22 protein-coding genes are annotated in these 21604 nt (G+C 65.4%); 3 read left to right on the top strand and 19 right to left on the bottom strand.

Going from position 1 to position 21604, the window contains the following annotated elements; all coding sequences use genetic code 11:
• Positions 1 to 246 precede the first annotated feature (246 nt).
• Positions 247 to 1983 (top strand): FAD-binding protein, encoded by a 1737-nt coding sequence (locus F8D48_RS07345; protein WP_151430848.1) that lies wholly within the window; start codon positions 247 to 249, stop codon positions 1981 to 1983.
• A gap of 397 nt (positions 1984 to 2380) precedes the next feature.
• Here the strand turns inward: F8D48_RS07345 and F8D48_RS07340 are convergent, their stop codons facing one another.
• The 14 genes from F8D48_RS07340 to F8D48_RS07275 all read right to left on the bottom strand — a co-directional run bounded on the left by F8D48_RS07340 (position 2381) and on the right by F8D48_RS07275 (position 15582).
• Positions 2381 to 2980 carry an HD domain-containing protein gene (locus F8D48_RS07340; RefSeq protein ID WP_151430846.1) on the bottom strand — a complete coding sequence of 200 codons (600 nt, stop codon included), beginning with the start codon at positions 2978 to 2980 and terminating at the stop codon, positions 2381 to 2383.
• Between the two features lie 241 nt (positions 2981 to 3221).
• Entirely contained in the window at positions 3222 to 4973 is a 1752-nt protein-coding gene (locus F8D48_RS07335) for a carbon starvation CstA family protein (protein ID WP_151430844.1), read from the bottom strand.
• Positions 4974 to 4997: 24 nt separating this feature from the next.
• Positions 4998 to 5630 carry a DUF8052 family protein gene (locus F8D48_RS07330; RefSeq protein WP_151430842.1) on the bottom strand — a complete coding sequence of 211 codons (633 nt, stop codon included), beginning with the start codon at positions 5628 to 5630 and terminating at the stop codon, positions 4998 to 5000.
• 170 nt (positions 5631 to 5800) lie between these two features.
• Complete coding sequence (locus tag F8D48_RS07325) at positions 5801 to 6763, bottom strand: putative manganese transporter (RefSeq protein WP_151430840.1); 963 nt, start codon at positions 6761 to 6763, stop codon at positions 5801 to 5803.
• Between the two features lie 95 nt (positions 6764 to 6858).
• Positions 6859 to 8493, bottom strand: coding sequence for a chaperonin GroEL (groL, locus tag F8D48_RS07320; RefSeq protein ID WP_135969784.1), 1635 nt, complete (start codon positions 8491 to 8493; stop codon positions 6859 to 6861).
• A gap of 31 nt (positions 8494 to 8524) precedes the next feature.
• A complete protein-coding gene (locus tag F8D48_RS07315) occupies positions 8525 to 8812 on the bottom strand; it encodes a co-chaperone GroES (protein ID WP_016309324.1) in 288 nt (95 codons plus the stop codon).
• A gap of 208 nt (positions 8813 to 9020) precedes the next feature.
• On the bottom strand, positions 9021 to 9725 hold the full coding sequence (locus F8D48_RS07310) for a response regulator transcription factor (protein WP_135969783.1): 705 nt from the start codon (positions 9723 to 9725) through the stop codon (positions 9021 to 9023).
• Complete coding sequence (locus F8D48_RS07305) at positions 9718 to 10950, bottom strand: sensor histidine kinase (RefSeq protein ID WP_151430838.1); 1233 nt, start codon at positions 10948 to 10950, stop codon at positions 9718 to 9720. The genes F8D48_RS07310 and F8D48_RS07305 overlap by 8 nt, the downstream gene beginning before the upstream one ends.
• Positions 10951 to 11014: 64 nt before the next feature.
• Complete coding sequence (gene nadE, locus F8D48_RS07300; RefSeq protein WP_151430836.1) at positions 11015 to 11857, bottom strand: NAD(+) synthase; 843 nt, start codon at positions 11855 to 11857, stop codon at positions 11015 to 11017.
• Between the two features lie 123 nt (positions 11858 to 11980).
• Positions 11981 to 12337: a hydrogenase maturation nickel metallochaperone HypA/HybF gene (locus F8D48_RS07295; protein WP_151430834.1), complete on the bottom strand. Its 357-nt coding sequence runs from the start codon at positions 12335 to 12337 to the stop codon at positions 11981 to 11983.
• Between the two features lie 83 nt (positions 12338 to 12420).
• Positions 12421 to 13203, bottom strand: a complete 783-nt coding sequence (gene tatC / locus F8D48_RS07290) for a twin-arginine translocase subunit TatC (protein ID WP_151430831.1) — start codon at positions 13201 to 13203, stop codon at positions 12421 to 12423.
• Between the two features lies 1 nt (position 13204).
• A complete protein-coding gene (locus F8D48_RS07285; RefSeq protein ID WP_151430829.1) occupies positions 13205 to 13858 on the bottom strand; it encodes a twin-arginine translocase TatA/TatE family subunit in 654 nt (217 codons plus the stop codon).
• Positions 13859 to 13879: 21 nt separating this feature from the next.
• Positions 13880 to 14092, bottom strand: coding sequence for a CASC3 protein CASC3 (locus F8D48_RS07280; protein ID WP_135969778.1), 213 nt, complete (start codon positions 14090 to 14092; stop codon positions 13880 to 13882).
• 128 nt (positions 14093 to 14220) lie between these two features.
• Positions 14221 to 15582: an amidohydrolase family protein gene (locus F8D48_RS07275; RefSeq protein ID WP_151430827.1), complete on the bottom strand. Its 1362-nt coding sequence runs from the start codon at positions 15580 to 15582 to the stop codon at positions 14221 to 14223.
• Between the two features lie 149 nt (positions 15583 to 15731).
• Between F8D48_RS07275 and F8D48_RS07270 the strand changes: the two genes are divergently transcribed.
• Positions 15732 to 16496 (top strand): class I SAM-dependent methyltransferase, encoded by a 765-nt coding sequence (locus F8D48_RS07270; RefSeq protein ID WP_151430825.1) that lies wholly within the window; start codon positions 15732 to 15734, stop codon positions 16494 to 16496.
• Between the two features lie 82 nt (positions 16497 to 16578).
• A complete protein-coding gene (locus F8D48_RS07265) occupies positions 16579 to 17445 on the top strand; it encodes a DUF5685 family protein (protein WP_151430823.1) in 867 nt (288 codons plus the stop codon).
• Positions 17446 to 17758: 313 nt separating this feature from the next.
• On the opposite strand, the gene F8D48_RS07260 is transcribed toward F8D48_RS07265, so the two are convergent.
• The 5 genes from F8D48_RS07260 to F8D48_RS07240 all read right to left on the bottom strand — a co-directional run bounded on the left by F8D48_RS07260 (position 17759) and on the right by F8D48_RS07240 (position 21500).
• Entirely contained in the window at positions 17759 to 18514 is a 756-nt protein-coding gene (locus tag F8D48_RS07260) for a TorD/DmsD family molecular chaperone (RefSeq protein WP_240806271.1), read from the bottom strand.
• Positions 18515 to 18565: 51 nt separating this feature from the next.
• Complete coding sequence (locus F8D48_RS07255; protein WP_170272770.1) at positions 18566 to 19039, bottom strand: DUF4405 domain-containing protein; 474 nt, start codon at positions 19037 to 19039, stop codon at positions 18566 to 18568.
• The gene (locus F8D48_RS07250) at positions 19036 to 19425 is read right to left on the bottom strand and encodes a hypothetical protein (RefSeq protein WP_151430817.1); all 390 of its coding nucleotides are present in this window, start codon (positions 19423 to 19425) and stop codon (positions 19036 to 19038) included. The genes F8D48_RS07255 and F8D48_RS07250 overlap by 4 nt, the downstream gene beginning before the upstream one ends.
• A 64-nt stretch (positions 19426 to 19489) precedes the next feature.
• Positions 19490 to 20767 carry an NrfD/PsrC family molybdoenzyme membrane anchor subunit gene (nrfD, locus tag F8D48_RS07245; protein WP_151430815.1) on the bottom strand — a complete coding sequence of 426 codons (1278 nt, stop codon included), beginning with the start codon at positions 20765 to 20767 and terminating at the stop codon, positions 19490 to 19492.
• Positions 20768 to 20879: 112 nt separating this feature from the next.
• Positions 20880 to 21500 carry a 4Fe-4S dicluster domain-containing protein gene (locus F8D48_RS07240; protein ID WP_151430880.1) on the bottom strand — a complete coding sequence of 207 codons (621 nt, stop codon included), beginning with the start codon at positions 21498 to 21500 and terminating at the stop codon, positions 20880 to 20882.
• Positions 21501 to 21604 lie beyond the last annotated feature (104 nt).

The raw sequence follows: 21604 nt of genomic DNA, 5'->3' as shown, positions 1-21604 counted from the left end.
CCCCTTTGGCTCCCACCAGCCAAGCGTAGCTCATCTCACCCCCTTTTGACAAGGTAAAACATCGAATCTGGTACCAGGAGGGTGAGAAGATCCACGCTGTTGGAAACCATGAAAATGGTACCGCCCTGGCGAAGACACGGGGTTTCGGAAGACTCATGATGCACTCAGTTGATGCGGCGGCCCCACGGGAGAGGGCCGCGGGCGTCCTACAGGGCGCCGAGCATCCCGAACCCAAGGAGGGACCGTATGAAATCTCTGAACGCCAACGTTTCCCGTCGCAGCTTCCTCACCGGCGCCACCGCCGCCGGGGCCCTGGCGGCCTTCGGACTTGCCGGCTGCGCTCCCCAGGCCACGAGCGCCGCGACCGACGCCGCGACCGACGAGGACAGCACCGAGCTGGCCTCCACCGGCAGCGACTGGCTCGGAAGCGCCCCGGAGATCACCGAGGGCGATATCGTCGAGACCCGCGACACCGAGCTGCTCATCGTGGGCGCCGGCAACGGCGGCATGGCCGCGGCGGCCACCGCGGCCGATCTGGGGCTTGACTTCACCTTGTGCGAGAAGACGGGCTCCGTGCAGCGCACGCGCCACTGGTTCGGCGCCATCAACACGATGTACACGAAGGCCGCCGGCGTAGAGATCGACACGGCCAAGCTGCTGAACGAGTTCACCCGCTACGCCTCCAACCAAGCCGACCAGCGCGTCGTACGCGTGTGGATCGACGAGAGCGCCGAGGTGACGGAGTGGCTCGACCCCATCCTCACGGCAGCTGGCATGACCTGCGCCTTCGACAACAACGTCGACCACGCCACCGGGGGCACCGACTTCAACATCTTCCCCATGGAGCACTACTACTCCGGCAAGGACGCGGCCGGCGAGGCACTCGAGCGCAACAAGGTGCTGCTCGCCTACATCAACGAGCGCGGTTACGACGTCACCTACAACCACAGCCTTGCCAAACTCGTGCAGGACGAGTCCGGCAAGGTGACCGGCGCCATCTTCGAGACCCCCGACGGCTACGTGCAGATCAACGCCGCGAAGGGCGTGCTGCTCACCACGGGCGGCTACGTGTCCAACGCCGAGATGCTGCACGCCTGCAACCCCATGGTCGAGCGCTGCGTGACGCTGCAGTACGGCTCCCCGAACAACACCGGCGACGGCATCCGCGCGGCCATGCACATCGGCGCCCAGAAGGACGCCATCGGCGCGCCCATGATCTTCGACCGCGGGGCCGTGCTGCCCGGCGAGAACGCGGGCATCGTGAGCGAGCCCGGCGAGCCGGCCACCTTCGTCGGCACCGACAAGCAGTTCAACCTCGGCTCCCAGCCCCTCATGAAGGTGGCTCGCGACGGCAAGCGCTTCGTGAACGAGTCGACCCCCTACGACTTCTGTTGCTTCGCCGCGGCGGCCAACGAGGGCGGCGTGTTCTGCCAGGTGTTCGACTCCAACCTGAAGGAGGACGTGAAGCGCTTCAACACCATCGGCTGCTCGCGCCAGACCCAGCAGCTGCTGGCCAAGGAGGCCGATACGCCGCTGGACGAGATTTACGCCGACCAGCTGGAGAAGGGCACCATGGTGAAGGCCGACACTCTGGACGAGCTCGCCGACAAGCTGGGCTTTACCGGCGAGGCCAAGGAGGCGTTTCTGGCTGAGGCCGACAAGTACAACGGTTTCTACGACGCGCAGAAGGACAGCGACTTCGGCAAGGAGGCCTACCGCCTCTCCGAGCTGCGCACCGCGCCCTTCTACGGCATCTGGTACGGCGGCTCCATCCTGACCACGGTGGACGGCCTGCGCATCAACGCCGATATGCAGGTGCTTGACGCGGAGGGCCATGCCATCGAGGGCCTCTACGCCGCCGGCGACTGCTCGGGCAGCGTGTTCGCCAACAACTATCCCGAGTACATCGTTGGCTGCGCATGCGGGCGCACCATCACCTTCAGCCGCCACGCCGTGCGCCACATGGCCGGCGACATCGCCTAAGCGGGAACTGCGGGCAGCAGGCGCCCCCTCCCTCGCCAGCTGCCGCTTCCATAGAAAGAAGGCTCAGCACGCGGCTGAGCCTTCTTTCATATATGGAACAAATGTGCTATAATCGCTTATAGAACAGGTGGTAGGGTTGCCTCTGAGTTTTCTGGAGGTACCTATGGTTACTTGGACAGATCTGTTTGCATTCTGCCTCGTTGTAATAGCGGCCATCAGCCTGGCGCTGGAACTGTCTCGGCGCCGGAAAGAGTAAAGCCGCCCCCGCCTAAGCGGAAGCGGCCCCTCAGCACAATTACGCAAGTATTGTGAGGCGGCCCGCCGTAGCCGCGGCGACCACCTGTTCTTCATTATAAGAGCCGTCGAGCGAAAGTCAACAATCTTCTCCGCGATGCTCCTACTCTGCGACGAAGGTGTCGCGGTCGGGAGCGAAGGACTGCATGGCCTCGATGGTGCGGGCGAACAGCTCGTCCAATTCCCAGCCGAGCATCTCCGCGCCGCTCGCGATGACCTCGCGGTTCACGCCGGCGGCGAAGCGCTTGTCCTTGTACTTCTTCTTGAGCGACTTCACGTTGAAGTCCATAACGCTCTTGCTCGGGCGCATAACGATGGCCGCGCCGATGAGCCCGGTGAGTTCCTCGGTGGCGAACAGGATCTTCTCCATCTGCAGCTCGGGGCGGGGCAGTTCGGGGTTGAAATCCGACGTGTGCGACTGGATGGCGCGGATGAGCTCGGGGGTGCCCCCGGCCTCCTCGATGAGGGGCGCGGCGAACAGCGTGTGCTTCTCCGGCTCGTCGTCGTGCTCTTCCCAATCCAAGTCGTGCAGAAGGCCCACGATGCCCCAGAACTCCTCGTTTTCCGGATCGTACTCGCGGGCGAAGTAGCGCATGGTCTGCTCCACGGTCTCGCCGTGCTCGATATGGAAGGGATCCTTGTTGTGGGCGGCGAGCAGCTCGAAGGCATCCTCGCGGGTCATGCCGGCGGAAAGTGCGCTCACAGGCGTCTCCTCTCGTCTCGTGTTTTCGCTTGGGAACACTATAGCGCCTCCCATGGCGCGCGACCGTTGGAATTCGCCCCACAAAGAGCAGGGCGCCGCTGGAGATACCTCCAACGACGCCCCGAAAACGTTGCGCAGGGCGGGCACCCGGCACCATGCCGGAGAGGTCCGCACTCGAGGAGAGCCCCCGCGCTTAAGGGGCGGGCCGTACCCGATAAGAGACCCGCACCCGAACCGCTTTCTAAGCGGCCCGCTTCTTCCCGAAGATGGTTCGCGCCCCCTTCACCGCCAAGATGACAGCGAACACCATGAGCAGAAGGCCGATGACAAGCTGCAGCACCGTGGCTGCGTCCACCGTGCCGGCGACGATGAGGCCGATCTTGCCCCACACGGTAAGCGCCAGCGAGCACAGCGTCACCACCATCATGAAGGCCATGGGCAGGTAGAACATCTTGTTGTTGCGGCCGGCGTTGCCGAGCCACGCGCACACGGCGAGCAGACCCAGGGCGGCCAAAAGCTGGTTGGCGGCGCCGAACAGCGGCCACACGAGCTGGTAGCCGGTCAGTCCCAGCCCCACGCCGAAGACCACGGTGATGATAGTGGCCACCCACGGATTGGTGAGCACCGCGCGCCACCCGGTCAGCTCGCTCATCTCCATGCCGTGGGGGCAGAACAGCTCCTGGAACATGTAACGGCCCAGGCGGGTGGCGGTGTCGAGCGAGGTGAGGCAGAACACCGATACGGCCAGCACCAAAAGCGCGTAGGCAATGGACTCCACCCCGGCCAGGCCGGGCACGCAGGCGAGCATCTGGGAGAGGCCCGCGGCGAATACCTGGGTCGGCGAAGCGTAGGTGCCGTCCATGTAGCCGGCGAACACGAAGGCCACCGCGCACAGCGAGATGACGGCGACGAGGCACTCCAGCAGCATGCCGCCGTAGGCGATGGGCTGGGCCTCGGCCTCGCGGTCGAGCTGCTTGGAGGTGGTGCCGGAGGCCACCAGGCTGTGGAAGCCCGAGATGGCGCCGCAAGCGATGGTGATGAACAGGGCCGGGAACAAAAAGCCCGAGGCGGCCACCTTGCTCTCACCCGCCGCGGCGGCAAAGCCGGTGAACGCCGGAATCTCGAGCGAGGCGGCATCTCCCGTCAGGCCGGCGCCGATGATGCCGACGAGAGCCAGGGCGATCATGCCGTAGAGCAGGTAGCTCGACAGGTAGTCGCGCGGCTGGAGCAGAATCCACACCGGGGCCACCGAGGCCAAAAGGATGTAGAGGCCCACAATGAACATCCACGTGGTATTGTCCAGCGCGATGACCGGCAGGTTGTAGCCAATCGCCACCACGACCACGATAATGGCGATGGCCGAGACGATGTTGGCCGCCGCGGGAATCTTGCGGCCGCGGGTAACGAGGCCGTAGATGACGGCCACCACGATGAACAGCACCGAGATCATGGCCGTGCGCATGTTCGCCATGTTGGCCGCCTCGGCTGCAGCGGCCTTGGCGGCGTCATCGAGCGGCACGGGCGCAACGGCAAAGGTGCTCGCCACGATGGAGGCGAAGGCGGCCACCACCAGGATGAGCGTCAGGTAGGCGAAGATGCAGAACAGCTTCTTAGCCGTATCATCGATATTGTGGGCGATAACGGTGGCGAGCGTCTGCCCCTTGTGGCGGATAGAGGCGAACAGCGCGCCGAAATCGTGCATGGCACCGAAGAAAATGCCGCCGATGAGCACCCACAGAAGCACGGGCACCCAGCCGAAGATGGCAGCCTGAATGGGGCCGTTAATGGGGCCTGCGCCGGCAATGGACGAGAAGTGATGGCCGAGCACCACGTAGGGCGGCGCGGGCACGTAGTCCTTGCCGTCCTCCAGCTCATGGGCCGGCGTGGGGCGGTCGGGTTTCACGCCCCATTGGCGGGCGAGCCAGCCGCCGTAGAAGATGTAACCCGCGACGAGCACGACGATGGCTACAATGAGAATGACCAATGCATTCATTCCTGTCCTTCCTTTCCTTTCCCTTTATCTCCCCACGCGCGAAACCCTCACGGCCGACGCCTCTGCCGCCGGCGCCTCGGCATCAGCTACGGAACGGTCCGCGACCGCCGCCACGGGTGCGGTCTTTCCGTCCTCCGCCGCCGGGACATCTTCGGCAAACGCGTTCGCCGCCAAGGTTTCCACGAGTGGCTTTCCCTGAGTATTGGCCCGCACGCGGCGCGCCGACAGATCGACGACGGCCAGGCGCATATCGGCCCATCCCTTCAGCCCGAAGGCGAAGTTCTTGCGAAACCGGGCCCGGCGCACGAGAGCCGGCACGGCTTCGTCCACCCTATCGGCCACCACGACCAGCGACAGGTACGAGCTCATGTGGTCGGAAGTCAGCTGCACCTTGGCCAGGGCCTCGTGGGTCATGAAGTGCAGCAGGTCGTTCAATTCCGCCTCGGTCAGGCAAGCCGTCGGCCAGAAGAACAGATACTCGTGACTGGAAGCCTCCCACAGCTTCGCTCGCTTCACGAGCACGTACTGGGAGGCTGATGAGTGGAATTCGGCATAGCCGGGAAAGACGCGGCCCGCGAAGCAGTGGTCGCGCTCAACATCGAACCACACCTCATGGGCGGCGAGAAGTCGCTCGATGACTTCCTTGCGGCCGGCCATGACCATCGCCTTCTTCCCAAAAAATGACCCTGCAAAATGAACGTAACGAGATTAGTACGATCTCGCCACCAGCGCAAGGAGTTATTTTGGCGAATTGTCAGTTCAGGGGAAAATCCGGCCCCGCCGCCAACCCGCCTTCGCCCGAGCGAAGGCGGCCTGTCGCCCAAACCTCAGAACACCACGCCCAGGGCGTTGCAGACGAGCCCCCAGAACACGCCGATGACGTAGAGCAGCGCGATGATGGCCGCATTCTGCCGCCAGGGACGGTTCGCCCGCACGAGCACGAGCAGGCCCACGCCGGCCGACACCAGAAGCCCGGCCAGCATGGCCCCGGCTCCCAGCACCCCCTCCACGTACAACTGGGCGATGACCACGCTGGCAGCGCAGTTGGGGATGAGCCCCACGAGCGCCGTGGCGAAGACCGAGAAGGCGGGATTGTCGCCGAGGAGGCGGGCCAGGGCCTCCTCCCCCACCGTCTCGAGCACGATGTTCAGCACGATGGTGATGACGAAGATGAACAGCGTCACCTGCACGGTGTGCTTCGTGGCGCTGAGGAGGATGCCCTTCCAGCCGTGGCCGTGGCTATGGGTGTGCTCCACGTCGTCGTGGTGCTCGTAGGCCCGCTCGGGAGCGGCCTCGCAGGTGCGGCAGTCGTGGTTGCAGCCGCACTGGTCCTGCTCGCACAGCTCGTGGATGCGCAGGCGGTCCTTGTCGCGGCGGCCCAGGCGCAACACCGCGTCCACCACAAAGCCCATGACCATGCCGATGACCACCTTCGCGCCCATGATGGAGAGGATGGTATTGCCCGGCACCGCCTCAGCTAGGAAGATGGGCAGCATCTCGTCGGAGGTGGACAGAAACACCGCGAACAACGTGCCGAGCGTGATAACGCGGCCCGCATACAGCGTGGCTGCTACGGCCGAGAAGCCGCACTGGGGCACCACGCCGAGGAAAGCGCCCACGATGGGACCGGCCGCTCCGGCGTGGCGGATGGCATTTTGGGTTCTCTCGCCCGTCTTGTGCTCGAGCCACTCCATGGCCAAGTAGGTGACCCACAGAAGCGGGATGAGGTAGAGGGTGTCGGCCAGCGAGTGCTCCAGCACATGCTCGGCTATGTGCATGATTTCTTCCATAGGCTCATTGTAGAAGAAAGGCGGCCCGAGGGCCGCCTTTCTGCGAGTTAGTTTGTTGAGCGGTTACTCAACCGAAGACCCGGGGGCCTGCCGGCTTAGTACATCCCGCCGCCACCGCCCATGGCACCGGCCAGAGCGCTCAGATCGGGACCCTCCTTGGGGATCTCGTTGATGGTAGCCTCGGTGATGAGGATGAGAGCGGCCACAGAGGCTGCGGACTGCAGCGCGGTGCGAGTCACCTTCACCGGGTCGTTCACGCCCATCTCGATCATGTTGCCGTACTCGCCGTTGGCGCAGTTCAGACCCTCGCCGGCCGGCAGGCTCTTCACCTTCTCGACCACCACGGAGCCCTCGAAGCCCGCGTTCTGGGCGATGGCGCGCATGGGGGCCTCGATGGCCTTGCGGATGATGTTGATGCCGACTTCCTCGTCCTTGTCAGCGGCCTTGACGGAGTCCAGGGCGCCGATGGCGTCCACCAGGGCCACGCCGCCGCCGGCGACGATGCCCTCCTCCACGGCCGCTCGGGTCGCCTGCAGGGCGTCCTCGATGCGGGACTTCTTCTCCTTCAGCTCGGACTCGGTAGCAGCGCCCACCTTCAGCACGGCCACGCCGCCGGACAGCTTCGCCAGGCGCTCCTGGGCCTTCTCGCGGTCGAAGTCGGAGTCGACGCGCTCCAGCTCGGCGCGGATGATCTGGATGCGGTTCTGGATGTCTTCCTTCTTGCCGGCGCCGTCCACGATAAGGGCGGTGTCCTTGGTGACCTTCACGGTCTTGGCGGTGCCGAGCATCTCCATGGTGGCATCGGCCATGGTCATGCCGAAGTCCTTGTCGATGACCTGGGCGCCAGTGACCACGGCGATGTCCTCCAGGATGCGCTTGCGACGATCACCGAAGCCGGGGGCCTTGATGGCCACCACGGACAGGGTGCCGCGCAGACGGTTCAACAGGATGGTGGAGAGAGCCTCGCCCTCCACGTCCTCGGCCACGATGAACAGCGGGCGGCCAGCACGCATGACCTCCTCCAGCAGCGGGACCATGTCCTGGATGGAGTTGATCTTCATATCGGTGAGCAGCACGAAGGGATCCTTCAGCACCGCCTCCATCTTCTCCATGTCGGTGGCCATGTAGGGAGAGATGTAGCCGCGCTCGTACTGCATGCCCTCGACGATCTCCATGTCGATGCCGAAGATGGTCTGGGACTCCTCCACCGAGATGGCGCCGTCGTTGCCCACAGCGTCCATGGCCTCGGCGATCTTGTCGCCGATGGCGGCGTCGCCGGCGGAGATGCGGCCGACGTTCGCGATCTGCTCCTTGGTGGACACCGGAGTGGCAGCGGCCTTGATGGCATCCACGATGGCGTCGGTGGCCTTCTCGATGCCGCGGCGGATGCCGAGGGCGTCAGCGCCGGCGGTCACGTTCTTCAGGCCCTCGGAGACGATGACGTCGGCCAGCAGCGTGGCGGTGGTGGTACCGTCGCCGGCCACGTCGTTGGTCTTCACGGCCACTTCGCGCACCAGCTGGGCGCCCATGTTCTCCACGGGGTTCTCCAGCTCCACTTCCTTGGCCACGGTCACGCCGTCATTGGTGATGAGCGGGGCGCCGTAGGACTTCTCCAGGGCGACGTAGCGGCCCTTGGGGCCAAGCGTCACCTTGACGGCATCGGCCAGCTTGGACACGCCCGCGGCCAGAGCGGAGCGAGCGTCGGTATCGAACTTGATTTCCTTAGCCATAAGTTCGCGTTCCTTTCGAGTTCTCTTCTATTTATTCAACCACAGCGTAAATGTCGTCGGCGCGCAGGATGAGCACGTTCTCGCCGTCCAGGGCGATCTCGGTGCCGCCGAACTTACCGTAGATGACCTTGTCGCCCACCTTCACGGGCATGGGGATCAGCTTGCCGTCCTTGTCCATCTTGCCCTCGCCCACGGCGATGATGGTGCCGGTCTGCGGCTTCTCCTTGGCGTCGGAGGCCAGGAAGAGACCGGACGCGGTGGTGACCTCGGCCTCGTCCTGCTTCAGGATGACGCGGTCGCCCAGAGGCTTCAAATTCATAGCTTGCCGTCCTTTCAATGGTTTGCGTAGTGCGGGTGCACAACCTCTCATTTAACCACTCGATCGGGTTAAGTGCTAGCACTCCGCAACTACGAGTGCTAAACAGGAAGACATCATAACAGCAACGCCGGAGAAAACAAGGGGTGCGGGAAGGAAAACTTGAGTTTTTTCCACTCAAGTTTCCTATGATTACAGCTTTTATCAGGGATTACCGTGATGCCGGGGAAACAAGCCCCGTCTCGTAAGCGAACACCACGAGCTGAGCCCGATCATGGGCGTCGGTCTTCGCCATGATGCGGGCCAGGTGGGTCTTCACCGTAGCCGGCGAGATGAACAGCTCCTCGGCGATCTCGTCGTTGGACAGACCGCGAGCCACCAGCATGAGAATCTCGCGCTCGCGGTCGGTAAGGCTGCCCAGCGCCGCTCGGCGCCCGTCGGCAGTTTCGGCGCTCCCCCAGCCGCCCCGGGGGCGAGCGGCCACGAAGGTCTCCACGAGCCGGCGCATCACCGAGGGCTGGATGAGCGCGTCACCGGCGGCCACCACGCGGATGGCGGCGGCGATGTCGTCGGGGTCGGCGTCCTTCAGCAGAAAGCCGCTCGCCCCTGCCCCCAGGGCGTCGTAGACGTACTCGTCGATATCGAAGGTGGTGAGCACCAGCACCCGGGTCCGGGCCAGCAGCGGGTTGGCCGTGATGGCGCGGCAGGCCTCGATGCCGCTCATCTCCGGCATGCGAATATCCATGAGCACTACATCGGGCCTGAGGCGCTGGGCCTCTTCCACAGCCTGGGAGCCGTTTCTGGCCTCGCCGACGATCTCGATGCCCTCGTAGGTGGAGAGGATCATCTTGAATCCCGAGCGCACGAGGTCCTGGTCGTCCACAACGAGCACGCGAATGGGCTCGGACTCAGTCATGGGTCTCCTCCTTCGAAGCGAGAGGAACGGCCGCGGCGATGCGGAAGCCGCCCCAAGGACTCTCGGTAGCGGCGAAGGTGCCGTGGAGCAGTCGGACGCGCTCGGCCATGCCCACCAAGCCGTGGTGGCCGCTTTCCGCAACCGACCCCGGGCCGCGGCCGTCGTCGTCCACCACGAGCCGAGCCACAGCGCCGTCCTCCACCGCAAGGACGATGGCGGCCCGAGCGGCCCCGGCATGGCGCACGATGTTGGTGGCCGCCTCTCGGGCGATGCCGAAGAGGGCCACGTCAATGTAGGCCGGCACGCGAGCGCGGTCGTAGCCCTCCATGGCCAGAGAGGTTTCGATGCCGGCCCCTTCCAGATAGCCCACGAGATCGGCCATACGGTCGGTGCCCTCGGTGGGGGCGGTCTCAGCCGGGCCCTCCCCGCTGCGCAGCACGCCGATCATGGCGCGGATCTCCTCCAGGGCCTCCTTCGCCGTAGAGCGCACCTCGGCGATGGCCGCTTGAGCTGCCACCGGATCGCGCTCCACGAGCCGCTCGGCCGCGGCGGCCTGGATGCTCACCGCCGACAGGGAGTGGGCCGTGATGTCGTGGACCTCCCGGGCGATGGACACCCGCTCGGCCTCGAGACGGCGGCGCGCCTCGGTCTCGCGGGTGCGCTCGGCCGCAGCGGCCCGCTCCTCGATGGCCCGGGCGCGCTCCTGATGCTCGCGCAGGGCGTAGCCCGCGAAGGCCGCAGCGAGCCCCAAAGCCCCGTTCTGGAAGAGGGTGAGCTGGGTCAGGATGCGAGACTGGTCGGGCGGGGGCGGCGCCACAAGCAGCAGGACGGCCAGCAGGGCGAAGGCCACGATTGCCTCGCCCCGGGGACGGCTGGCGGCCAGGGTGAACAGGGCCACAAGCGGCCCCACAACCGACAGGGCGATGCCGTTGAGCTGGGACTGGAGCAGCGCCCAGGCCACGATGCACCCGACAAACGCCACCCAGGGCAAGCGGCGCCGAACCACAAGGGGCGCGGTGGTGAGCGCGATGGCCCCTAAGGAGAAAGCCGTGGGCACCATGACCTGAATACCCATGAGCCGACGCATGAACTCGTCGGGAATGAGCAAGTTCACCGCCAGAGTGAACTGCAGGCAGCCGAAGCCGAAGGCACCGAGGGCCACCACCACGTCGATGAGCCAGTCGGTGGCGGTGAGTTTCTCGGTCTTTCCCAGCAGTGCATCCATGAGTACCATGGTAAACGAGAGCGGCCCCGGGCGCCATACTCCCGCCGGGGTAGTTACGAGGGCGTTATTCGTAGAAGGCCGCGGCGGGGTACGGAGGCTCCAAAGCCCGCTTGAAGGCGTTGGCCGCCGTGCGGGCGAGCACGTCGTCCACAAGGCGCCGAGTCGCTTCGGTCTCGCGTCCCTCGGCCACGAGGACTGCAGCGACGGCCTCAGGGGCCCGCCCATGCTCCACGGCGGCCACGAGAATGCGATCCAGGGTGGCGTAGTCGATGCCGAGGGACTTCTCGTCCTCCTGGTCGGGCGACAACTCTGCCGAGGGCGGCTTCACGAATACGTTCACGGGAATGGGGCCGACATCGCCGGCTTCCACGGCTCGGCGATTACGGGCCCGGGCCATGGCAAACACATCGGTCTTATAGACGCCGCCCAAGGGGGCGAAGGCACCGGCCGTGTCGCCGTAGAGGGTGGAGTAGCCCATGGCCGCCTCAGACTTGTTCCCCGTGTTCAACAGCAGCCATCCATGGGCGTTCGACAGCGCCATGAGACATACCATGCGACAGCGGGCCTGGGTGTTCTCGGCGGCCAAGCCCGCAAGCTCGCCCCCGCAGGCCCGGCCGAGAACCGTCTCGAAGGCCTCGAAGGGCTCGCAGATGGACACCGTATCTGCGGCGATGCCGAGGTTGGCAGCCAGGGCGCGGGCATCGGTGAGCGAGGATTCGCTGGAATAGGGCCCCGGCAGCATGACCCCGTGCACGGAGTCGGTACCCAGGGCATCGACGGCCATAACCGCCACAAGAGACGAGTCCATGCCCCCCGATAGCCCGATGACCACATCGGTAAAGCCGGCACCGCGCACGAAATCACCCAGGGCGGCCGTGCAGGCATCGTACATCTCCAAAGGCTCCATGGATCTTCCTTTCCGATTCGGGCGCAGCTCGGGCCAGCGCCATCGGCGGCCCTGTCCCCCGTCCTAGCGAGGGCGCCGCCCCATACTATGGCAGCCCTATGTTTCCACGGGATTGCCGAGACCCTAGGATTCCGGTAAGTCCACCTCGATGGACTCGATGGAGAGCTCGCGCCCGGCCACCAGCTCGGTGGCGAAGGAATCGCAAGCGGGGCACAGCCGGCTGTAGAGGTCGTGCTCGAACTCCTCGCCGCACTCCAGGCAGATGCTGCGGGGACGCACCATAGTCAGGTCGAGCACGGCCCGCTCGGTGAAGGGATCGGCTGCGGCCAGGGCATCGAAGGCGAAGAAGAGGGCGTCCTCCACGGCCTCGTTGGCCTCGCCGATGGACAGCTTCACGGACAGCAGCCGCACGGCCCCCGCTTCGCGGGCCGCCTTCACCGCCGCATCCATGACGCCGGTCATGAGTCCCAGTTCGTGCATGTGCTTCCCTTCCCGATTCGTTCCGCGGGCCCGATGCAAAAAGGGCGGGGTCTCCCCCGCCCAAGAGCGCCAAAATCCGCTTGCTACGCGTCTTCCTCGTCCGCAAGGCGCTCGTTTTGGGCCTTGATGCGGCGGCTCAGCACCACCCGGGCGATGAGCAGACTGCCCTCGTAGAGCACCACCAGAGCCGCGAACATGAGCAGCATGGTCACCGGCGACGCATCGGGGGTGGCCATGGCGGACACCACCATGAGCACCACGTAGACCATGCGCCAGCTGCCTCGCAGCTTCTTATAGGGCACCACATCGAAGATAACCAGGTAGAAGATGACCAGGGGAAGCTCAAAGGCAAAACCGAAGGCCAGCTCGAACTTGATGATGGTGTCGATGTAGGACGACATGCGCGGCAGGGCATCGCCGAGGCCCATGGCCTGGTCGGTGAGCCACTGAAATGCCGGATTCAAGATAATGAGGTAGCAGAACACCGTGCCGAAGATGAACAGGGCCACAGCGGCAGCGAACGTGGGGATGAACCACCGGCGCTCGTTGGGCTTGAGTGCCGGCAGGAAGAACGCGAGAATCTGCCACAGAATAACCGGAGCCGTGGCCACGATGGACACCCAAATTGAAATTTTGAAACGGGTGGAGAACGCCTCAAAGGGATCGATGGCGATGGTCTGGACGAACCCCTCGGCATTGGTAGGAAGAAACTCCGCGATGGGCATGAGCAGGAACTGACCGATGGTGGGCGTGGCCATATAGAACACGACGACGGCCACTGCCAGGCAGGCCACAATGCGCACGAGGCGCATGCGCAGCTCGCCCAGATGGTCGAAAAGCGGCATGCGTGCCGGTCCGATAGGCATGCTAGTTCTCCTTCTTCTCGGCGGCGGGCATATCGGCAGCCGGGGCGGCGGGTGCCGCATCGGCTGCCTCGGAGACGGTCTTGGCGGCCGCTTCGGCCTTCCTCTTCGCCTCGGCCTCGGCCCGCTTGGCAGCAGCTTCGGCCTTGCGGGCCTCAGCAGCAGCCTTGCGCTCCTCCTCGGCCTCCTTCTTGGCCTTTTCAGCCTCGGCCTCCTTCTTGGCCTGGCGCTCCTTGTCGTAGCGGGCCTTGCGCTCAGCGAAGCTCTCGGGCTTGGCCGGAGCATCCCCTCCCTGCTCGACCTTGGCGGCAGCTGCGGCCGCGGCGCCGGCGGCGGCAGTGGCGGAGCCGCTCTTCTTCGCCGCCTGGCCCGCCTTCTTCGTGGCGGTGCTGGCGGCCTTCTTGGCGGCCGTGGCCCCCTTGCTGGCCTTTGCGGCCACGTCGTCCAGGGCATCGAGCGGGTTCTTGAAGGGATCCTCGGCGTCCTTATCGAACACCATCTCGCCCTTCAGCACGCCGCTCATCTCCTCTTGGGCGCTCCTGAATTTCGCGATGGCCTTGCCGATGGTCTTCGCCATGGCAGGCAGCTTATCGGGCCCGAAAATGAGGAACCCAAACAGCAGGATGAGAAAAAGCTCGAATCCGCCGATTCCAAACACGTCGCGATCCTTTCTACAGCCCTACAGCGAGAGCACGGTCAGGGCCATGGTGGGAATGCCGAGGGCGAGCACCAGGATGACGCAGACCACAACGGTGAAGATCTTCTTCGTGCGCGCCCTGGCCTCGGCGGCCTCCTTGGCGCGACGCTCCCGCTCCTCGGCCGCGCGAATGCGCTCGGCCTGCTGCTTGCGGGTGATGTTCTTCGACCCGGTCTTGTTCTTCCTCTGGGACATCGCTTGCGCTCCTCGATTCCATCTCTCTTGGCAAATTCGCCATTATCGCAGATTGCGCCGCCGAGCGCCAGAGAAAACCTCCGGCGCCGGGCGGCGCTGCATGATCTCCACGGGCCGTCGGGAGAAACCTAGGCCTCGGGACGCAGCTTGCTGCGAATCTCGATGACTCGGGCGATGTTCTTCGCCACCTCCACCTTCACGTGCCAGCGGTTCTTCTCGTAGAGCACGTTACCGTCCACCATGGTCATGAGCACGTCGGCGGTGGTGCAGGTGTTCACGACGGCGGCCACGGGGTCGGTGGTGAAGGACTGGTGCGAGCTGGACAGGTCCACGGCGATCATATCGGCGCACTTGCCAATCTCCAGCGAACCCACCTTGTCGGCCAGGCCGAGGGCCCGAGCGCCGCCGAGGGTGGCCACCTCGAGCATGGTGCGCGCGTCGAGGAAGCGGCCCGGGTTCACAGCGCGCTGGAGCAGCATACCGAGGCGCATCTCGGAGAGCATATCGGTGGACTCAGTGGCGGCCGGCGAATCGGTGCCGATGCCGACGCGCAGGTCGGCGCGGATGAACTCGTCGAGGGGCGCGATGCCCATGCCCAGCTGAGCGCAGGCCCGGGGGCATACGCAAACGGCCACGTTGTAGTCGCGCAGCTTCTTCAGATCGGCGTCGTCGACGCAGACAGCGCCCACGATCATGACGTTGGGGGCGTCGAAGGCGCTCCAGTTCAGGGCGTAGCGCACGGGGCTCACGCCCGTGGGCAGCCAGGGCGGGATCTCCACATAGCCGCGCTTCACGTCGCCGCCGTGCACCTGGAAGGGCGAGGAGCCGTATTTAACGAAGTCGCATTCCTCGCGGCTGCCGGCGAGCCACATGGCCACGGGCAGGTCCTCCTTGGTGGCGAACTGGGAGACGGCCGTGAGCGTGGCCGGGTGGTTGGTGAACAGGGGCGCCGGCGCGATGCCGATGGTGACGCGGTCGGAATCCACCTCCTCGCGCCAGTGCAGAATGTCCTTCTGGGCCAGCTGCATGGCGGCGTTGATGCGGTCGCGGTCCATGGCGGCCACGGAGCGGTAGATAACCGAGCGCAGTCCGAGCTTGTTCACGGCGGTGCAGGAGGCGCCGGTGGCGGTGATATCGGCCACGGTGGTGATGCCGCTGGATAGAGCGTCCAGACCGCCGAGGATGGCCGAATCGAACCAGTCCACTGCCTCGAGGCGGGCAGATTTGCGGGCCACCTCGGAGAGCCATTCCACATAGGGGACATCGTTCACCACGCCGCGCAGCACCGATTGCTCGAGGCGGGTGTGCAGGTCCACCAGGCCGGGCATGATAGCGGCCAGGCCCTGGTCGACGACTTCCTCGTCGGGGTAGCGCAAGCGCAGCATGTCGGCGCTGCCGATGTCGCGGATGATGCCGTCGCGCACGAGCACCGCGCCATCGACGATGGGCTCGGAGGTGACGGGCAGGATGTACTGGGCACAGAGGAGCATGGTGCCTCCCTTCTTGCGAGGAGGGGTACGCGATCAGCGACCCATGATAGCATGGACGGCGGCCGCGCACGGATACGCAGGGGGGATTTGCGGCGCGGGGGGCGTATACTGAGGGCCGAACGTTGAGCGAACCGCAAGGAGTTCCTTCCATGAGCATTGACACCGCCACCGGCCTTGAGGCGCCCCCTGAGTTGTCCAGCGAGCGCGTGCGCGACATCTTCTCCGCCATCGCCCGGAAGTACGAGCGGTTCAACGCCATCTCCAGCTTCGGTGCCTACAAGCTGTGGCTGGCCGGCATGATGCGCCAGGCCCCCATCGCCGAGCACCACGACGTGCTGGACATCGCCGGGGGCACCGGGGACGTCACGTTCACTGTGGCCCGCACCAAGCACCCGGCCCACATCCAGTGCACCGACCTGGTGCCCGAGATGCTGGATGTGGCCCGCATGCATGTGGACGAGGGCGACGGTGCCGGCGTGCCCATCGACTTTCAGGTAGTGGACGCCCAGGATATCCCCTATGCGGACGCCGCCTACGACGTCATCACCATGGCCTACGGCATCCGCAACATGCCCGATCGGCCCCGCGCCCTGGCCGAGATGTTCCGCGTGCTCAAGCCCGGCGGCGCGCTGGTGTGTCTGGAGTTCTCCACGCCACCGAACAGGATCTGGCGGGCGCTGTACCACTTCTACCTGCGCCACCTCATCCCCTTCTGGGGCGGGCTGATCACCGGCGACAAGGAAGGCTTCGTGTATCTGGCGAAGTCCATCCGCGCCTTCCCCGATCAGGAGGGCCTGGCCGCTCTTATGGGCGAGGCCGGCTTCACCGACGTGACCTGGAAGAACTACACCGGGGGCATTGCCGCTGTGCACGTGGCGAGAAAGCCGGCTTCGGGCACGAGCGGGCGCTCCTAGGAAGGACGCATGCCGCCCGCTGAAGGCTCCGCGAGCGCGCGCAAGGCCGGGCCCGCGCCGTCCGCCAGAGAAAGGAGGCCCCGTGTTCGGGTTCGTCGTGGCTGATGCAGCGGCTCTTTCCGAGGAAGAGAAGGACCGCTACCGATCCGTCTATTGCGGGCTGTGCCTGTCTCTGCGCGACCGGTACGGGCAACGGTCGCGAGCATGCCTGACCTACGACCTCACCTTCTTCGTGCTGCTGTGCAACTCCCTGCACGAACCTGTTGAAACGCGGGGCGCGAGCCACTGCGTGATGCACCCGGCGCCGGCCGCAGCACGCCCCTGGTCGCGCTCGCCGTGGACCGACTACGCCGCCGACCTTTCCGTGGCGCTCGCCTATCACAAGGTGCTCGACGACGTAGCCGACGACGGCGCCATGGCCGCCCGCGCCGCCCGACGGTTGCTGGCCGGAGCCTACGAGCGGGCCCAGCAGCGCATTCCCGATGCTTGCATCGAGATCGAGGGGGCAATGGCCGCTATCCGGGCCATCGAGCAGGACGCAGGGGCCGCCCCCGACGGAGCGGCGCGGGAGTTCGGCGCGCTCCTCGGACGCCTCTTCGCCCGGGACCATGGGTTCTGGGCACCCGACATGGAGGCGCTTGGAAGCGGCCTCGGGCGGTTTATCTACCTCATGGATGCCGCCGTGGATTTCGCCGACGACGCCCGCACCGGCAGCTACAACCCCTTCGTCGCCCTGGGGTCGGACCCCGAGGCCATGACTGGCACCCTGGCCCTGGCCGCCGCCGATGCCGCCGAGCCCTACGAGCGCCTGCCCCTCGTGCAGGACAAGCACCTCATGGATTCCATCCTGTACTCGGGCATTTGGGCGCAGTTCAACAAGGCCTATCCGACCGAAGAGAGCGCCTCCGGCCCGGACAATGGGGAATCCGCAGGCGATTTCCAGCTGTAAGAGGTCGATCAACGGCTTCGGTCAATGAGAGCTGCGGATTCCGCATAAGATCTTGAGTTATGAGCGCCTCGGGACCCTGATTGATTGCCGCAAAAAAGCTTTGTCGCAAGCAGCAATGCCATGACCAGGCATTATGAAAGCGCTGACTCCCGAAGACTCCTTCAGCAAAAAGTCGGGACGCCCATAACTCAAGATTTGCTGCAAAAATTACGGGCCGCGCCAACCGAAGGCCTGCGTCAACCATAAGTCGTCGCAGGCCTTCATCGCGGTTATGTACGCAAGGGCTAAGCCGTCAGCGCGGCAACGGCTGCGCCTACTTGATGAACGCCGCGAGCAGGCTGGCGGCCTGCCGATAGAAGGGAACGCGCGACTCCTCCTGCACGGCCGCGGCGAACTGCGGCATCCACTGGCGGGCGTGCTCGGCCACAAACTCGTCCCAGGCCGCCTCGGGGCTGCCGCCGGGCAGGTCGGCCGAGGCCACCACGTCGCCGGGCTCTCCGGGGTCCTCGAACTCCTCCAGCGTATCCTCGTCCTCCACCACGTCCTCGACCGCGCTCGCGTCGCCCGCGATGCCCTCGGCCTCGGCGGCGTCAGCGGCGGCGCGCAGGGCCAAATACTCCAGCAGCTCCAGCTCGGTCCACACGGCATCGAGCGGCTCGTTGGTGCCCTCGGGGCGGCCCAGGCCGCACGCCTTGCAGAAGCGCTCCACCGCCATGGAGTGCGGGTTCACAAACAAAAGCGGCTGCACGCCTTCGGCAGTCGCGCGCCACACGCCCTCGTAGGGACTGCACGCCGCCTGCGGGGCGCCTACGAACAGGCGCGTGGCCTCGGGGCGCAACTCCTGCTGAATGTCAGCCGGATCGGCCAGGGCCGCGGCCTCGGCGGCTCCGGGCGCAGCGGCCGCAGTCCAGTTGACGCCGAGCACGGCGGCGATCTCGTCAGCGGCCTCGCCCCACTCGCCCGAGGCAATGGCCTCGGCGAGCACCTTGTCCTCGGGATAGCGGAACGACAGGGCCAAAAGCTCGCACATCGCCGCGCGCGCCTGCCACATATCAGCGGATACGGTCATGAACATCCTCCTTCGCTTGATTTGCTTGAAGGCAGTATAGCGCGAAAGCCGCTAACCGACCTCGAAACGTTCGTCTTCCAAGACGATCCCTGCGCCGCTCTGCGAGCTTTGCGCCTCCAGTGCACCCCGCCGAACCCAGGCCCACACCATTGGCGCGCGCAGCACCACATGCACGACGAGCGCCGCCAAAAGCACCTTGGCCGAGAGGGCGTGCAGCGGATCCCAGAAGTGGTAGCCCTCGGCGTACAGGCCAAGCGCGGGCAGCACGTCGCCCGACACCATAACCCCCGACAGGGCGCACGTCGCCAGGGCCACCAGCAGGACGCCGTTCAGGACCGCGCGACCCCAGCGACCGCGCCGAAAGGCCAGAAACCCGTCGGCGCTCGCCACGATATGGACTGCCATGAGCGCTGCCGCGCCGAGGCCCACGTACTCGTGCACGGGAATGCCCGTGAGCACTGGGTTCGCTGCCACCAGGTACGCTGCCAGCACTATCAGATCGAACACGACTCTCGCACGATTCACGACGCACCTCCTCTTGCCGGGCGCGCGCTGGCGCGCCCCGACCGCCGCACCAAAAGCCATAGCCCCAGCACGAGCACCGTGGGCATGAGGATCCACATGTTCAGGCTCGCATCCGACGCCTGGTGATAACGGCCCGTGAGCGAGTCCCACGCATGACACTCCACCGAAGCGCAACTGGCTTCGGGGCAAACCATCTCGTGCACACCGTCGGGCTCGGGAACGGCGTCGAAGCCGTGGCACTTCCCGCTCGCGCAGCCTGCGGCCGGGCAGGCAGAATCGGCCGCAATGGGACGCAGCCCGCTTCCCGGAGATACGGCAAAACCGGCAGCGGCCACCACGACGAAAACCGCCAGCAGCACAACGGCCGCCATAAGCCTCTTTTTCATAACCACCCTTCAAACGAAAAAGGCCCGCGCCGGAGGGGCGGCGCGGGCTGCATGCAGAGAGGGCCTACTTGTCGTCGGCCGGGCGCAGGGGCAGAAGCTTCACGCCCAACAGGAACACCAGCACGCCGAGGGCGGCCACGCCGAGCGCCACCCCGAACTCGAGCGGCGTGGGCCAGTAGACCATCGGGCCGTAGATGCCCGACAGGCCCGCGTCGAAGGCGGTGTGCTGCATGGGGGTCAGCGGGCCGGCCATGTCCAGGTTGGGCAGCTGGAAACCACCGACCAGCAGCTGCACACGCTTGCAGAAGATACCGGCGATGGCGAGCAGCGAGCCGGCCACCAGAAGCGCGTTGGTGCGCAGCACCGGGGTGAAGCAGATGACGGCGCACACCGCACACCCGATGACCTCTACCCAGAAGTAGGGCGCGAGCGGGCCGGTTGTCAGCATGGCCACTACTTCCAGGCCCGACCCGGCGGGGAAGCCCTCGGTGAGCAGGTCGCATCCGAAGAAGTACAGATCCACCATCACGAAGGCGCCGAGCAGCTTGGCGAGCTTCACCAGGTTGGCCTGCTCCCACTTCAGGTAGCCCGCGGCGCGCAGGGCCACGGCCACGCAGATGACGAGCGCTGTGCCGCACACCAGCGCCGAGGACACGAACCAGGGGGCGAGAAGCGCGGTATGCCACATCTCGCGGCCGACCTGCAGGCCGAAGATCCAGGCGGTCACCGAGTGCACGAGCACTGCGCACACGAGGGCCACTACCGAGATGACGCGCAGCGCGGTATGGCTCATCTTGCCCGCGTCGGCGCGCACCTGCGCCCACAGGTACACGCAGGACAGGATGAGGTAGGTACCTAGCACCAGGATGTCCCACATGAGCGGGCTGCCCAGGTTGGAGTACGCGAACAGCTCCCACAGGCGCATGGGCTGGCCGAGGTCGACCACCACCATACCGATGGCGGCCACGGTGCAGGCGATGGAGCTCATCACCGCCACCTTCGAGATGCCGCCGAACCCGGCGACGCCAAAGGCCTTGGGCACCGACGAGATGATGAGGCCGCCAGCAGACAGGCCCACGAAGAACATGAAGGACGTGATGTAGAGGCCCCACGAGTTCAAGTTGCGCATGCCGGTCTGCACCATGCCGCCGGAAAGCTGCATCGCCCAGAGCACGAGGCCAGCCACCACCACGACAGCCGACACGCCGATAGCGATGTTCAGCCCGCGGCTGCCCCACGCGACGGCCTTGGCGCCAGTCGCCTCGCGGGTTTTCGAGCGGCCTTGGGCCGCACTGAAGTCAAGGTCGTCATCTAAGACGGCCCCAGAAGAGAAATCAGTCATGAGAATCTCCTAGAGGTAAGCGGGCGAGGCAGCGAGCCCCGCCCGCGTAAGTTTGCGATTCACGCCGCGTCACGCGACGAGCGAATAAAGCGTCAAGCGTGCACGACAGCCGCTACACCAAGTAGTACACCGAGGGCTTCGTCCCCTCTTCGGGAAGAAGCTGCTTGTATTGGCGCGAGGCAATGGCCTTCGAGACATCCGATTCGGGATCATCCAAATCGCCCCAGATCCGGGCACGACCCGGACACGCCTTCACGCACTCAGGCTCCCCATCGCTTGCAACTCGGTGCCAGCACATGGTGCACTTCTCCACCGTATGCCGCTGATGCGCCGGTGAATCTTTCGCGCCCAAGGTATAGTCAAGCATATACTCGGGTTCTTGCCAATTGAAAGATCGAACACCAGTGTAAGGACACGCTGCCATGCACATGCGGCACCCAATGCACTTGTCGTAGTCCTGGCGAACAATACCCGTAGCTTCATCCTTATAGGTAGCTCCCACCGGGCATACCTTTACGCAAGCAGGGTTTTCGCAGTGTTGACAGTTCACGGGCAGATAGTCGATGGAATTATCGGGGAACGATCCTTTGGGGATGTCCATTTCGTTGCTGCCGCCGTCAGTCAGGATGCGGTTCCACCAAATCTCGTTAGGAAGGTTATTTTCGATCTTGCAGGCCACGGCGCAGGTGTGACATCCTATGCACCGCTCTGTGTGAGTTAACTTTGTCCGGATTCCGGGTCGCTCCCCTGTGCCACAGGAAGAGGGCCCCTCCTGTATCCTCTCGGGTTGTCTAGGCCGGAGACGGAGAGGAAGGACCCTCCATGCGCGATCATACC

It is taken from the genome of Adlercreutzia muris, assembly GCF_008831045.1.
GTDB lineage: Bacteria > Actinomycetota > Coriobacteriia > Coriobacteriales > Eggerthellaceae > Adlercreutzia > Adlercreutzia muris.
The sequence above is the reverse complement of the archived record's forward strand: the minus strand, read 5'-3'. Positions and strand labels throughout refer to the sequence as shown.